Raw genomic sequence first — 13,992 nt, forward strand, 5'->3', positions numbered from 1 at the left:
GTCATTCCTGTAGAAGTCTTTGTTTGTGAAGTCTCAGCCGCCCTTGACCGATCCCGCCAGCAGGCCGCGCACGAGGTAGCGCTGCAGGGTGAAGAAGACGATCAGGGGTACGATGATGGTGATGAAGGCCGAGGCCGTCAGGATTTCCCAGTTGCCGCCGCGCGAACCAAGCAGGTTGACCAGGCGACCCGTGAGGACCAGCTCGTCATTACCGGTTCCAAGGAAAACCATGGCGACCAGAAGATCGTTCCAGGTCCACAGGAACTGGAAGATCGAGAAGGATGCGAGAGCGGGGAACGACAGCGGCAGGATGATCTTGATAAAAATGTCGAAATCGCTGGCGCCATCGACGCGGGCCGATTCCATGATCTCGCGCGGCAGGCCGGCCATGTAGTTGCGCAGGAGGTAAATGGCGAGCGGCAAGCCGAAGCCCATATGTGCCAGCCAGATGCCGACATAGGTCTTGGCCGGAACACCGAAGAACGCGCCGACACCATTGTACAATTTCAACAGCGGGATCAGCGACATCTGCAGCGGCACAACCAGCAGGCCGACAACGACGGCGATCAGGATCGCCCGGCCGGGAAACTTCATCCAGGCCAGCGCATAGGCAGCGAAGGCAGCGACCAGGATCGGGATGACCGTTGCCGGAATGGCGACGGTCAGCGAGTTGATGAACGACGCCCCGATGCCGGCAGCCCGCATCACTTCGCGGTAATTATCGAAGGTGAAGCGCGGCGGAACGGCAGCAGTATAGAAAATACGCTGGCCGCGGGTGCCTTCCATGCGCGTAGGCGAGACGATTTCATAGCTGCCATCGTCCTTGACGGTCAGCGTCTGTCCGTCGCCGATATCAGCGACGGCGCCAACCTCAAAGGCGGTGGGCTGCAGCGGCCGGAAGCCGAAGGCCGAGACCTTGGCATCGCTGCCCTCCAGCAGATTGCCGGCGATAACGAACTTGCCGTCACGTTCTATCTGCGTTTCGGGGGAAGCCGCGCGGCCGGTCATGTTCTGTGATGAGGTCGACAGAGCCGTCCACCAACCGGAAACGGCAAGCTGATCCTTGTCGCGCAACGACGAGATCAAAAGGCCGGCGGTCGGCAGGGTCCACAGAGTGACAAGCAGGATCACGGAAAGATGGACGACCCAGATGAGGGGGGAGCGGGAAGAAGCAATCATCTCAATGGCCCTCCATTTCCTTGGCTGCGTTGCGGATGTTCCAGATCATGATCGGGATCACCAGCACCATGATGATGACGGCGATCGCAGCGCCGCGGCCGAAGTCACCGCCCCCGCGGAACATCCAGTCGAACATCAGATTGGCGAGAACCTGGCTTTGCCACTGCCCGTTGGTCATGGCGAGAACGATGTCGAAGACCTTCAGCACCAGAATGGTGATGGTGGTCCAGACAACGGCGATCGTGCCCCACATCTGCGGGATCATGATCTTGAAGAAAATCTGCAGGCCATTGGCGCCGTCGATGACAGCGGCCTCGATTGTCTCCTCCGGAATACCGCGCAAAGCGGCCGACAGGATCACCATGGCGAAGCCGGTCTGGATCCAGATGAGGATCACCATCAGGAAGAAATTGTTCCAGAAGGGTAACGTCACCCAGGCTTCAGGCGTGCCGCCGAAATAGACGACGACAGCATTCAGGAGACCGATCTGCGCCGTGCCTTCGGCACGATAATCGTAGATGAATTTCCAGATGACCGAGGCACCGACGAAGGAGATCGCCATCGGCATGAAGATCAGCGTCTTGGCGATATTGCCCCACCAGATGCGATCGGTCAGCGCTGCGATGATCAGGCCGAAGAACGTCGCGGCAGCGGGCACGACCAGCAGCCAGAGGAAGTTGTTATAGATCGACTGGCGGAATTCGCCGTCGTTGAACATCCAGATGAAGTTGTTCAGACCGACGAAATTCTCGCCCGCCCTGTCATGCAGACTGAGCCAGACGGAAGCGATCACCGGATAGATGAGATAAATGGTCAGCGACAACAACGCCGGACCGAGGAAGAGCCATGGCCGGATGGCATTGGTGATGCGCAGATTGCGTGAGGCGACCGGCCCCGTCAGGCCTTTCGAAGGAAACAGCTTGTCGAGTATCCAGTTCGTGCCGAAGAAATAGGCGGCGCAGCCAAGAACGCCGGCGGCCATCGTGGCAATGGCAAAAATCAACTGCTGCATGGCAACGTCCTCCCCAGGAATAAGGCCGGATCAACGGCCTGCCCGCCCCTTGGCCTATGGCTCCCGGCTTTTCGGGAGATCATGTGCGGCCAGAATGATCACGTCACTCGCATGCCCGAACCTAAACGGCGGCCGGCAAGGACGTGTTCATTTCAACGGGCTTCTTTTGTCAGCTTTCCCCAAGCCGTTCCGCCGTACCAACTCTACCGGGCGGCTTGGCGAACAGCACTTCAGGCTTCGCAGTCTTTTGAAGTGCGGCTCCGGGGTTTTCGCCGGGAGCCGCTGCGTATCAAGCGATCCTACTTGATCGAATCCCAAGCCTTCTGGACGCCGTCCGCGACATCCTTGGCCGACTTGCCGCCAACGTAATCGACCATACCGGTCCAGAATGCGCCGGCGCCAATCTTGCCAGGCATCAGGTCGGAACCGTCAAAACGGAAGGTCGTGGCGTTGAGCAGGATTTCTCCCTGCTTCTTCATCGGGCCGTTGGCATAAACATCCTTGTTCGCACTCTTCAGCGGTGTCAGGAAACTGGTCTGGGCCATCCAGACTTCATGCGCGATCGGCGTTTCAAGGAACTCGATGAAGGCGCGTGCTGCCGGCGTATCCTTGGTGATCATGGCCAGCGTGCCAGCACCGAGAACCGGATTTCCGAGTTCGGGCTTGCTTGCGTAAGGCGGCATATAGAAGAAGTCTGCGTCTTCGCCAACCTTGGTACCTTCCGGGAAGAAGGACGGGATGAACGATGCCTGATGATGCAGGTAGCACTTCGGCGGCGACGCAAACAGGCCCTTCGGGCTGTCGCGGAAGTCGGCGGAGGCAACCGCAGCGGCGCCACCATCAACGTTCTTGTCGTTCTTGGCGAACCAGCCGAATTCATCAATGGCGCCGACGACAGCCGGGTCGTTGAACGGAATGGCATTGGTGACCCACTTGTCATAGACGTCGGCCGGCTGCGTGCGCAGCATCATGTCTTCGACCCAGTCGGTGGCCGGCCAGCCGGTCGCACCGCCGGAACCGAGACCAATGCACCACGGCGTGCCGCCATCGGCAACGATCTTTTCGGTCAGCGCCTTCAAGTCTTCCATCGTCTTCGGAACTTCATAGCCCGAATCCTCAAAATTTTCCGGCACGTACCAGACCAGCGACTTCACGTCGATCTTGTAAGGAAACGCGTAAAGAGCCTTCTTGCCGTCCTTGCCGGCATAGGTCGAAAGATCGACCCACGACTGACCGGCAGCATAATTGTCGAGCAGCCACTTCTGGGTCTCGTCGCCGAGCGGCGTCAGATAGCCCTTCGAAGCGAGATCGGCGATCAGGCCCGGCTGCGGTAGGATGGCGACATCCGGCGGGCTGCCGGCCTGCGTGTCGATAACGATCTGCTGTTCATAATTCTCGGACGAGGAATATTTTACATCGACGCCGGTCGCATCGCGGAAGTAATCGAGCATGGACTGCGCCAAGGCTTCGTCTTCGCCACGCCAGGGACCGAAGATGGTCAGCGTCTGACCCTTCAGGTCATGACCCTTCTTGAACTCTTCGAAGCTTGCCCAGTTGAATTTTGAATCTTCGCCCGGCTTGAATTTCAGCTCGGCGGCGTTGGTGGCACCCGCCACAAGCGCAAGCGCCGCCACTCCCAACAAGAATGTTCTCTTCACGTCATTTCCTCCCAAGAAAGACCCGACCCATTGATGCCGGGCGAACACCGCAGCGCCGCCAAAATTCAAAGCGCTTTGAGTTTGCTAACAAACCATTGCGACAGGCACCAAGTCAAGAGCTTTCCCTTAAAGGTCGAATTAAGGCCCACTTCCTGCAGTGCAGCGAAGGTTTGCAATGCAATGCAGCTGATTTTTCTGGTTGATGCGTAAAGCCGATGATACAAAATCCGTCGCGCGTTGGAGTTTGAAAGCAAAAACAAAATACAAATCAAAGCGCTTTGGGAGTGCGCGCTTGCCATGAACGTGAATTTGAAACAGCTGGCGGAGATGTTGGGCCTGTCGCAAACGACAGTCAGCCGGGCACTCAACGGCTATCCGGAAGTCAACGCCGAAACACGCCAGCGTGTCTTGAGCGCGGTCCGCGAAACGGGCTACCGGCCAAACCGTGCGGCTCAAAGACTGGCAACAGGGCGCGCAGGCTCGATCGGGCTGGTCATGCCGATCGCGCAAGGCATCGATTCCGATGTGCATTTCGGCGAATTCCTTGCCGGGCTTGGCGAAGAATCCGTCCGGCACGATTTCCATTTCGTCATCAATCCGAGCGCGCCCGACGACGAGGAGGCGACCTTCAAGCGGCTGGCCGCCAGCGGCAATGTCGATGCCCTGTTTCTCGCCTATGTGCGGGCCAACGATCCGCGCATCGCCATGCTGAAATCCCTGTCGATCCCCTTCGTTGTCCATGGCCGGGCGGTCGGCCAGCCCGCCGACTATCCGTTTCTCGATATCGACAATACCGGTGCCTTTTATGATGCGACGCGATTGCTCATTCAGTTGGGGCACCGGCGGATTGCGCTGATCAACGGCCCGGGAAACCTGACCTTCTCCATTCGCCGCCTGAAGGGAATGCGCCGCGCACTCGAGGAGAACGGGCTGCAGTTCGATGAAAGGCTGGTTCAGAATTCACTGATGACCGACGAATATGGTCACCGCGCCATGCAACAGTTTCTTGAACAGGGTGAGCCGCCGACCGCCGTTCTTTGCTCCAGCACCGTGATCGCGCTTGGCGCAGTCAGGGCAATCCATCGGGCCGGGCTGCAGATGGGCGAGGATATTTCGCTGATTGCCCATGACGACGTGCTGCCGATGCTGAAACCGGAAAACTTCAGCGTACCGCTGACGACCACGCGTTCATCACTTCGGGCGGCAGGATCACGGATCGCCACCCGGCTAATCTCGCGCATCTTGAAGACGGGAGATTATCCGGAACAGGAGCTGTGGCGAACGGAACTGATCGTCAGGGCCTCGACCGGCCCTGCTCCGAAATCGTAAGATCGTCCGCTTTTTCCGGATCAGAACTTTGGTGCGGTCTTACCGGCCTTGCGGTAGGCGGCGATGACCGTGTTGGCCATCAGCATCGCGATGGTCATCGGGCCGACGCCTCCAGGCACAGGCGTAATGACAGCGGCTACCTTTGCGCATTCCTGGAAGGCAACATCACCGACCAGACGCGACTTTCCTTCACCTTTTTCAGGCGCAGCAATACGGTTGATGCCGACATCGATGACGGTGGCGCCGGGCTTCACCCAATCGGCCTTGACCATCTCCGGGCGGCCGACAGCGGCGACCAGAATATCGGCATTGCGGCAGACACCCGGTAGATCCTTGGTGCGCGAATGGGCGATGGTCACCGTCGCATTGGCGGCAAGCAGCAGCTGCGCCATCGGTTTGCCGAACAGGTTGGAACGGCCGATGACGACGGCATTCAGCCCCGAGAGGTCCTCTCCATGCGTGCGCTTGACGAACACCATGGCGCCAGCAGGCGTGCAGGAGACGAGACCGCCATCGAGATCGCCCGTCGCCAATTTGCCGGCATTGACGACATGCAGACCATCGACATCCTTTTCCGGCAGAATGGACTGAATGATCGGTTCGGAATTCAAATGTTTTGGCAGCGGAAGCTGGACGAGAATGCCGTGCAGGCTCTCATCCCTGTTAAGTGTCTGAACGAGAGTAGCCAGTTCTTCCTGCGTCGTTTCCTCCGGCAGCGTATGCTGAACCGAGGTAAAGCCGCATTCCTTGGCCATCTTGCTCTTGGAGGAGACATAGGCGTGGCTTGCCGGATCATTTCCGACGATGACGACGGCGAGACCGGTCTTGACGCCGGTCTGTTCGGTCAATGCCTGCGATGCGGTTTTCACGGCATCGATCACCGACGCTGCAACTTGCTTGCCATCAATCACGGTCGTCACGGAGTTCTCCCAGATTCTCGTTTGTTCTGTTCAGTCTAGTTTCAGCAAAAAACAGCGCTCGCCTCAATGCGTCCTATGCTGTTCAGATCGAATAAATTCACCACTGATCCGCGCCAGGTCCAGCATAAACATCACGACGATTTGCATTCCTATCATTCATGAGGGATTTCTGCCTGGGGCAAGTCAGCCTCTATGGATACAGAGCGCTAATACCGCCGGCCGCCGGCCCGCTGTTTCGCATAGTGCTCGACACGCGATCGCAGCGCGCGCAGGTTTTCCTGCACTTCGGCGATATCGCCGTTGTCCGTGGTGCTATCCTGCATTTCACGCAAATAGTCCCGCAGACTGGCCGCATCTGCCTCGTCGTTTCGCGGAGGAAACGCTGACAGTGCTGCGGCGGACGCGGCTACGTGATGCGCCGATGGCATCCGCGCCCGGTAGGCCACAGGTGCGGGCAATGGATCCTCGATCTCCTGCCGTGTTCCCGGACCATCCGGGTGATGATCGTCCCTTCCGGGAGGATCACGCTGTGGAGCCACGGCAACCGGCCGGCTCGAACGCTGGAGCAGATCCTTGAGGCTGCGGTAGGCGCCGAGCGCGATGCCCAGCCCGACCCCGGCGATGAAGCCGGCCATCATGCCGCCGATCGCAATCAGCTTGCGGGACGGCCCGGTAGCCTGAAGCGGCGGCTGCGCCGAGGCGATCACCCGGATATTCTTCGAGGTCAGTTTCTCCTCCTGGCCGGTTTCACTCGCCCGCTTGAGGAAGGATTCGTAGATCGTCCGGGTTGCGGTGGCCTTGCGCTCCAGCTCCCGCAGCTCGATGAAGCCGGTGGAGGAGTTCATCTGCTGTGCCTTCTGCACCGCCAGTTGCTGGACGAGATCCTTTTCCGTCCGCACCGCGCGGTCGAGTTCGGTCTTCGCCGTTGCGGCGATGCGGCGAAGCGCGTTGCCAATTTCGGAGCGTGCGACCTCAAGCGACTGGACAGCAGCCAGGCGCTGCGGGTGCCGCGGCCCAAGGCTCGCATCCAGCGCACCCAGCTGGGCGCGCGCCTCGGAATACTGCTTGCGCAGATCCTGAAGCGTCACGGAACTCACCTCTTCGGGAAATGCACCGCTCAAGACGTCGTTCAAGCTGATCCTGGCCGCCAGGTCGACCTTCGCCTGCGCATCGGCGATGCGATTGCGGACGGCACCGACCTGATCATTGAGGGCCAGCAACTGCTTGTCGAAGATCAACTCGCCGGCGGCACCGACAATGTCGTGGTCGGCCTTGTATTTCTCCACCGCATTTTCAGCCGCGTCCAGTTCCGTGCGCAGATCGGCCAACCGGCTGTCGAGCGCCTGCGTCGTCCGCTGGAAGAAACCGGATTGGGCAGCCTGCTCCTCGCTGAGGAATGTCGACACGAGGCGATTGGCGATCAGTGCCGATTTGGCCGGATCCCGGCTCTTGACCTCGATGGTCACGATGAAGGTTTTCGGATCTCGCGATACGGAAACGGCGTCGCTCAATTTTTCCAGTGTGCGCGGGTTGACGCCGGACGCTGGCGCCGGTTGCGCCTTGCCGGGGGAAACGATGTCGCGAATGACGCCGATGCCGTCGGAAATGCCGCCCTTGCCGCTCGATACGCCGCCGAATTCGGCATCGCGGTCCAGCCCCAGATCAATGGCAACCTTTTCCAGAACGGTCCGCGAGCGCAACACTTCGAGCTGGCTGTCGACAAGCGCCAGGATCGCTTCAGTTGCCAGGCTTTCCTTGGATAGATCGGAATCCGTCAATCGGACTTCGCGCGGATCGACATAAAGCTTGCTTTGGGAAACGTAGACACTCGGGGTCGACATGGCGATCAACACACCGCCGACGGCACCCGCCACCGTCAGCACCACGATGGTCTTTCGCAGCTGCCAGACGGAAGACATGATGGTGGCGATATCGATCAATGGCCGGTCCTGCGGCTCTCCATAATAAACTTCAGCGCTCACGGCAGGCTGGGAGAGGACAGCATCGGCTTGCACTGGGCTGGCCAGTGTTGCTTTTCCTGCCTTGAACCAGCCGGAGAAACGCCCGGGCGGCTTTTCCACTGATGCTTTGGCAGGCTGCTGATCATTGCCCGATATTTTCAGCTTCACGGCAGGACTGCCAAGACGGTCCAGCAACTCGCTGGCGGTCCGCGCCACCGGCGCTCCGCCACGCGCCGACATGCGCGAACGCAAAGACGACCCCGCCTCCCTCGATCCAGGGCCGGCCGGGGAGCGATGCACCACAGTCCTTTTGTTGTCTTCTGGATCGAACATCGATGCCTGCAAACGCCCGCAATTGGGCAAAGTGACGAATTGTGAACGAAGCTTAAGTTTTTATGGAAAACAAACCGTTAACAGACTGCAAATTCATCTCCGGGGAGACCACGAAACCGCAGGGCCACACCCCTCATTAAGCTTTCCCGGCTAGAACGGGCCAGCACATCCGGACCATCCTCGTGATCGATTTCGCAAAGACCCTCTACGCACGCCATAAAAGCGTCATTCACGCCTATATCTCGATGACGAGCGGGTCTGCGGGCAGGCTTGTGCTGTCGCTGGTCTATTTCATCTGCATTGCCAACGGGCTTTCGATTGCCGAGTTCGGCTTGTTTGCCACGGCATCGGCCGCAGGCATCATGATCTCCCGCGTGCTTGCCTTTGGTTTCATGTCGCCGCTTTACCGGGTGGCAACCGTCAAGCCCTTGCTGGTCGGCATCTATAGCGCCGGCTTCGCCGCCGGCGCGCTTCTGTCGCTGCCCTTGATCGCTGTCCTTTGTCTTGCGGTCTATTATGCCGTTTTTGCAGGCGATGTTGCGCTTGTGGTTTTCAGTGCCTTGATGGCCGCCGAAATCCTTTGCTGGCGGGGGCTTGAGGTCGTTGTTATCGTTCTCAACGGTCTCGGGCGCTTCGGCCGCGCCGCCCTTCTGGTGGTGATCGGTACAGGCATCCGCACCGTTGCCGCGCTCGCCTTTTCGCTGTCGCACTCGGCATCGCTCGATACCTGGTCGTTTTTCTATCTTGGCGCCAACTTTGCTGCTCTCGTGATCGCGCTGGTGTGGTTTTTTCCGAAAGTCCGGCTTCGTTTTCGCCCGGCGCTCTATATTCGCCGTTGGGCGGATTCGGTCACGGTGGCTGGCGCCGAAGTGCTGTTCTATATCCAGTCGGAATTCGACAAGATCGCGGTTCTTGCAATCGGCGGGCCGGAGGTTTCCGGCATATATGCGATCATCATGCGGCTTGCCGACCTGACGGCGCTGCCGGTGCGCTCGTTCAATACGCTCCTGGTGCAGAAGATCATGCGCACGCCCGCAACGATCTCGTCCTGGCGCACCCGGCTGACGATCGAGACACTGGTAGCTGCCATATCCTTCCTGGCAATTGCAGCGATGGCGGGATATCTCTGGATCTTCCCGAGCGGCCTGGGAAACAACGTCGCCGAGGCTGCGCCCTATATGATGGCGGTGCTATTGGTGCCATCCTTCCGCAATCTTGTCGAATATCACTCCGAATTGCTCTACGCGACCGGCCGAACGGTACGCAGGATGGCCAATCTGGTGATTGCAGGCATCATCAAGGTCGCGCTGCTCGCCGCCGTTTTCAAGACCAGCACGGATGTTGCCTATTGGGCGCCGCTTATCAATGCTGTCTACCTGGCCCTTTACGCCGCATCCTTTACCCTCACCTATTCCGCTCTGCGCAGCCAAACCGGCCGGGTCATCTGACAGGATCAGGCGGCGCGTTCGAGAACAACGTTCCGGATGTCGGTGAGATCATGGCCGACGAAGGATTGGACGCCGATCCCGATCTGATGCGGTCCCATATCCCGCATGAAATGCCTGAGCCCGCTGATATCGCGCGCATAGCTATCGTCGAACCAAAGCACGTGGCAAAGCCCTTCGGCAGACGCGACATGGCCCTCCCCCATCAGCACCTCATCGACAAAGCGGCCATAGATCAGGCATTCTGAAAACTGGCGCGAACGAACGATGGCGCGTACCCAGTTGCAGCCATGGAGGGCCTCGACATGATCGAGCAGAGCCCGGCAGGTGTCGGTACGCCACGCAATCAGCGTATTGATGTAATCGTTGGCAGGCAGGCTGAAGGGACCGATGCCCAGCAGCCGGTCGGAATGAGCAAGCCACTCGAGATGATTGGAGCGCATGCGCTCGCCGATAGCCCCATCCTGGCGATAGAGCGTCAGGCGGCCGCCCTGCCAGAGGTCGGCCGGATCGAAATCGCGCAACAGCACCACGTCGGAATCGACGGCAAACATCGTTGCCTCGCCGATATGCCGTGACAGTGCCAGACGGCGCAGTTGCTGGGCATGCCAGCCTCGCAGCGGCAAACTGTATGGGCTGATCCAGAGCTTGCGCCTACCGGCTGAAAGCGGATCGGGAATGGCCCGCAGCCACCACGGCAAAAGATCGCTCTCGCTGATGACCTGGCGCCGTGAGCCTTCCAGCTGCCGGAACAATGCCACGTCGAAGGGCGCCACGAGCAGATAATGAACCCAGTCGCCCTTCAGCCGCATATCCATGCTTTCACACAGCAGCCGGCAGCGCTCGAAATCATTGGCGTAGGAGGCTGTAGCGACAGCAGTGCGCATGATGGTTTCCGTTAGAACGATCGTGACCCGGCACGATGCCCGTCCACTCGCGATGGCGGCTCTCGCCCGCTCAGCTTATGGCGGAGAATATAATATATGAACAACGGATTGCCGAGCAGGTAACGCCGCCACAAACGGCGCGGCTCATGCACCAGCCGATGCAGCCACTCCAGCCGCAGGCGCCGGACGGTGGGTGAAGCGCGCGGCACCTCCTCGGCCATGAAGTCGAAGAGCGCACCAACGCTGATCACCAATCGGGCGTGTCCGGGGCCGACATGGCGGTCGATCCATTTCTCCTGCTTCGGACTGCCCATCGCAATCAACAGGATATCCGGCTTCACAGCGCGGACCTTGGCCATGATCTCATCGGATTGCACTGGGTCGAAAAAGCCATCGGAAACAGCAATGAACTGGTGCCATGGCGCGTGTTTCTGGAAATTTTCGGCGGCGCGTTTCAGCACGTCCGCTCGCGCACCGACCATGGCAATGCGCTTCGGCGCCGTCATGTAGGTCATCAGTGCCGGGACGAAGTCGGTACCATTCAGGTTGGCTGGAAAGGTCTTTCCGTGGAACAGCCAGGAAGCAAGATCGACGCCATGCCCATCCGGCAGGACAATGTGCCGACCGAGCACGGCCCGGTATTCCGGATCATGCATCATCAAATTGGCATTGTGGGCATTGAGGAACGATATGACTGTCTGCCCGATCGGCAGCGAGGCGACTTCGTCGGCAAATGCGAAAGCGTCCGCCCAACCGAAATCGCAGACCGGCATGTCGAGGATCATGCGCTGCGAGGCAACGATCGATGTACCCGGAAAAACGTTCATCGAGATTTGCCCCCCTCATGCACTGCAAGACTGTAAGATGCGCTGACAACTTTGGTTGCCCGCGGACGCGCTTCATCTCTCGTAAAAGCCGGGTCAGATGCGGCAGTCGTTTTGCCGAACCACGACAACCCCTCATCCAGCGTCTCAAGCAGCTTTGTTTTCTGAGCCTGATGAAAAATCGCGCCCGATAGGCGCTGATGGTTGCCCGCCCGCACTTGCGCGACCTTGTCGATCAACAGTTTCGCGAATTCGGCAGGATCGTCGGCGACCGAGCAGTTGCCGGGTAACGCGCCGATGCCGCGCAGGGATGCGCGCGTGGCAACGCTCGGCATGCCAAGTTCGAAAGTCTCGATGGTCTTCAGTTGCACACCGGTGCCACCACGGCTGATCAGCGGCAGAACGGCGCCGGAGCAGACGAAGGCGCGGGCATCAGGCACCCTGCCAAGCAGGCGCACGCCGGGATGGGCAATCACGGGTGCATCCGGCAGCTGGCCAGCAATGCCGATCGTCATCTCGGCCGACAGCAGCGGCACGACCTTTGACAGAAACCAATCCAGGCCGAGCCTATTGGACTGCCAACTCCAGGTTCCAATCAGCGCCAGATCGTATTGCGGCAGTTTTTCCGGGCCGCCTTGAGCAAGGTCCCATCGAGTGACAAGCGGCAGGACGGTTGCGCGGCTGGAGACGGCATGGCCAAAGCCAAGGCGATCGGCTTCCGCAAATGTCCAGATCACCGAAGCCGCCTGTGTCAGCGTCCGCTCAAGCCGTTCGAGATAGTACGCTTCGCGCCTGAACAGCCAGCGCTGCAAAAGACTGGAGGCGGTGGCAGCGTTTTCACGCGCCGAGCCTGCTTCGACATTATGCGCGATGTAGATCGTCTTGTGTTTCTGGAATGCGGCGGCAAAGGCGCCGGGCAATTGCACGGAGTTGAGGACGATGCCGTCGAACGGCTGCAGGCGCTGCAACAGGGCCTCGACATGCGCGCGGCTAACCTCGAGCATCTTCGCCGAAGACAGCGTAGTGCGATGAAGGCATGCCTTTGCCAGCCAACGCAGCTTGGCGGCAGCGCCGACCTTTGCATTGGTGACTTCCAGTTGGCCCAGCAGATGAACATCTTCGTGCGAAGCAGCGGCCTGTCCCGGCTGCAGATAGCCGATGACGCTCACCTTGTGGCCAAGCGCGCGAAGACCGTCGAAGACGGCGCGGTTTGCGATGTCGAACCCCGATGAAGGGTTCTCCACCGGCACCAGCGAGGAAACGAAGACCAGATGCATGCTGCCACGTGAGACTTGAGAACAACTGCCCGGACTGTAGCAACACGGCGTGAAGCGAGCTTTAAACCATTCATTCGAAAGCGAATTTGGAAATTCAGCATCTGTTTAGGAACATTTGCTTTAGTGCTTGCCAGTTCTTCGCCTTCAACAGGTAGCCGCCATGACCCCGCCCGCCCAGGATGTGACCGAATTCTACCGGACGGCGGTCGATAGCCGTGACAGTATTGAACTCGTCGTCACACTGCCGACATTCCGGCGTCCTGAGCATCTGCTCAAGACCCTGAAAACCGTTATTTCGCAGGCTCCAGGCTGCCCTTTTGCGATCGTGGTCATGGAAAATGACGCGGATGGGCTGGAAGGCGCGAATGCCGCAAAAATGTTCTTCGCCGACCACCGGGTCAACGCGCTGGTGGTGATCGCGCATCAGCGCGGCAACTGCCATGCCTACAATGCCGGCTGGTCGATGGCGCTTGACGTCTACCCCAATCTGCAGGCTATCGCCGTGATCGACGATGATGAACTGGCGGCACCCGATTGGCTCGACAGTCTCGTTTCAGTACACCGGCAGACGCGTGCGGATCTTGTTGGCGGACCGCAGCTTCCAGATTTGGAGGACAAGACCCGCAATGACCGCAAGCGGCACCCGGTCTTCATGCCCCACTATGACACGACCGGCCCCGTCCCGATCCTATACTCTTCAGGCAATGTCCTGATTACGCGCCCTGTTCTCGATGCCATGCCGCGGCCGTTCCTCGACCCGTTGTTCAATTTCATCGGTGGCGGAGACAGCGATTTCTATCGCCGGTGCAAGGAGAAAGGCTTTTGCTTTGGCTGGGCAGCGGAAGCCTGGGTGGCCGAAACCATTCCGGCGCGGCGGACAGAACTGTCCTGGATCAGATCACGAAGCCTGCGAAACGGGGCAATTTCCGCCTTGCTCGAACATCGCGCTACCCCCGGCTTTGCCGGACGGGTGAGGACGATCGCCAGATCCCTGGCCCTTTTGGCCGCCTCGCCGTTTCGCGGCATTTCGCTCTGGAAATCATCCGGCCTGCCTTCGGCCGGCCTCTACCATTTTTATGTGGCGTGCGGGCGGCTGATGATGGAGTTCGGCTTCGTCAACGAGCAATATCGCAACCCGGAGAAAAACTGAGCCGTACGCCGTGTCCG

General features: G+C 59.6%; 11 protein-coding genes. 3 read left to right on the forward strand and 8 right to left on the reverse strand.

The genetic code is table 11. The features are described 5' to 3' along the window. Positions 1 to 33: 33 nt before the first annotated feature. The 3 genes from ACSQ3J_RS04445 to ACSQ3J_RS04455 form a co-directional block, all read right to left on the reverse strand. Complete coding sequence (locus ACSQ3J_RS04445; protein WP_060504666.1) at positions 34 to 1,179, reverse strand: carbohydrate ABC transporter permease; 1,146 nt, start codon at positions 1,177 to 1,179, stop codon at positions 34 to 36. 1 nt (position 1,180) lies between these two features. Next, on the reverse strand, positions 1,181 to 2,191 hold the full coding sequence (locus ACSQ3J_RS04450; RefSeq protein WP_060504665.1) for a carbohydrate ABC transporter permease: 1,011 nt from the start codon (positions 2,189 to 2,191) through the stop codon (positions 1,181 to 1,183). A 299-nt stretch (positions 2,192 to 2,490) separates the two neighbouring features. Continuing rightward, a complete protein-coding gene (locus ACSQ3J_RS04455) occupies positions 2,491 to 3,849 on the reverse strand; it encodes an ABC transporter substrate-binding protein (protein ID WP_060504664.1) in 1,359 nt (452 codons plus the stop codon). Between the two features lie 297 nt (positions 3,850 to 4,146). Here ACSQ3J_RS04455 and ACSQ3J_RS04460 point away from each other — a divergent pair, with 297 nt between their 5' ends. Next, entirely contained in the window at positions 4,147 to 5,178 is a 1,032-nt protein-coding gene (locus tag ACSQ3J_RS04460; protein WP_060504874.1) for a LacI family DNA-binding transcriptional regulator, read from the forward strand. 20 nt (positions 5,179 to 5,198) lie between these two features. On the opposite strand, the gene folD is transcribed toward ACSQ3J_RS04460, so the two are convergent. Continuing rightward, entirely contained in the window at positions 5,199 to 6,098 is a 900-nt protein-coding gene (gene folD / locus ACSQ3J_RS04465; RefSeq protein ID WP_060504663.1) for a bifunctional methylenetetrahydrofolate dehydrogenase/methenyltetrahydrofolate cyclohydrolase FolD, read from the reverse strand. Between the two features lie 206 nt (positions 6,099 to 6,304). Continuing rightward, complete coding sequence (locus ACSQ3J_RS04470) at positions 6,305 to 8,275, reverse strand: GumC family protein (RefSeq protein WP_436038726.1); 1,971 nt, start codon at positions 8,273 to 8,275, stop codon at positions 6,305 to 6,307. Positions 8,276 to 8,574: 299 nt separating this feature from the next. Between ACSQ3J_RS04470 and ACSQ3J_RS04475 the strand changes: the two genes are divergently transcribed. Next, entirely contained in the window at positions 8,575 to 9,840 is a 1,266-nt protein-coding gene (locus tag ACSQ3J_RS04475) for a lipopolysaccharide biosynthesis protein (RefSeq protein WP_060504661.1), read from the forward strand. Positions 9,841 to 9,845: 5 nt separating this feature from the next. Here ACSQ3J_RS04475 and ACSQ3J_RS04480 read toward each other — a convergent pair whose 3' ends face one another. From ACSQ3J_RS04480 to ACSQ3J_RS04490, 3 genes are read right to left on the reverse strand one after another with little or no spacing between them, the layout of a single operon-like run. Beyond that, positions 9,846 to 10,724 (reverse strand): DUF6492 family protein, encoded by an 879-nt coding sequence (locus ACSQ3J_RS04480; RefSeq protein WP_060508747.1) that lies wholly within the window; start codon positions 10,722 to 10,724, stop codon positions 9,846 to 9,848. An 11-nt stretch (positions 10,725 to 10,735) separates the two neighbouring features. Next, positions 10,736 to 11,551 (reverse strand): WecB/TagA/CpsF family glycosyltransferase, encoded by an 816-nt coding sequence (locus ACSQ3J_RS04485; protein WP_060504659.1) that lies wholly within the window; start codon positions 11,549 to 11,551, stop codon positions 10,736 to 10,738. Beyond that, the gene (locus ACSQ3J_RS04490; protein WP_060504658.1) at positions 11,548 to 12,825 is read right to left on the reverse strand and encodes a glycosyltransferase family 4 protein; all 1,278 of its coding nucleotides are present in this window, start codon (positions 12,823 to 12,825) and stop codon (positions 11,548 to 11,550) included. Before ACSQ3J_RS04490 ends, ACSQ3J_RS04485 begins: the two co-directional genes overlap by 4 nt. A 160-nt stretch (positions 12,826 to 12,985) precedes the next feature. Here ACSQ3J_RS04490 and ACSQ3J_RS04495 point away from each other — a divergent pair, with 160 nt between their 5' ends. Then, positions 12,986 to 13,975 carry a glycosyltransferase family 2 protein gene (locus ACSQ3J_RS04495; RefSeq protein ID WP_060504657.1) on the forward strand — a complete coding sequence of 330 codons (990 nt, stop codon included), beginning with the start codon at positions 12,986 to 12,988 and terminating at the stop codon, positions 13,973 to 13,975. Positions 13,976 to 13,992: the final 17 nt, after the last annotated feature.

Source organism: Rhizobium sp. LjRoot98, assembly GCF_964252935.1.
GTDB lineage: Bacteria > Pseudomonadota > Alphaproteobacteria > Rhizobiales > Rhizobiaceae > Pararhizobium.

What these genes read in the sequence shown, in the direction of transcription:
- ACSQ3J_RS04450 (WP_060504665.1), bottom strand. Translation starts at nt 2,191, where the DNA reads ATGCAGCAGTTGATTTTTGCCATTGCCACGATGGCCGCCGGCGTTCTT.
- ACSQ3J_RS04485 (WP_060504659.1), bottom strand. Translation starts at nt 11,551, where the DNA reads ATGAACGTTTTTCCGGGTACATCGATCGTTGCCTCGCAGCGCATGATC.
- ACSQ3J_RS04480 (WP_060508747.1), bottom strand. Translation starts at nt 10,724, where the DNA reads ATGCGCACTGCTGTCGCTACAGCCTCCTACGCCAATGATTTCGAGCGC.
- ACSQ3J_RS04490 (WP_060504658.1), bottom strand. Translation starts at nt 12,825, where the DNA reads ATGCATCTGGTCTTCGTTTCCTCGCTGGTGCCGGTGGAGAACCCTTCA.
- ACSQ3J_RS04460 (WP_060504874.1), top strand. Translation starts at nt 4,147, where the DNA reads ATGAACGTGAATTTGAAACAGCTGGCGGAGATGTTGGGCCTGTCGCAA.
- ACSQ3J_RS04445 (WP_060504666.1), bottom strand. Translation starts at nt 1,179, where the DNA reads ATGATTGCTTCTTCCCGCTCCCCCCTCATCTGGGTCGTCCATCTTTCC.
- ACSQ3J_RS04495 (WP_060504657.1), top strand. Translation starts at nt 12,986, where the DNA reads ATGACCCCGCCCGCCCAGGATGTGACCGAATTCTACCGGACGGCGGTC.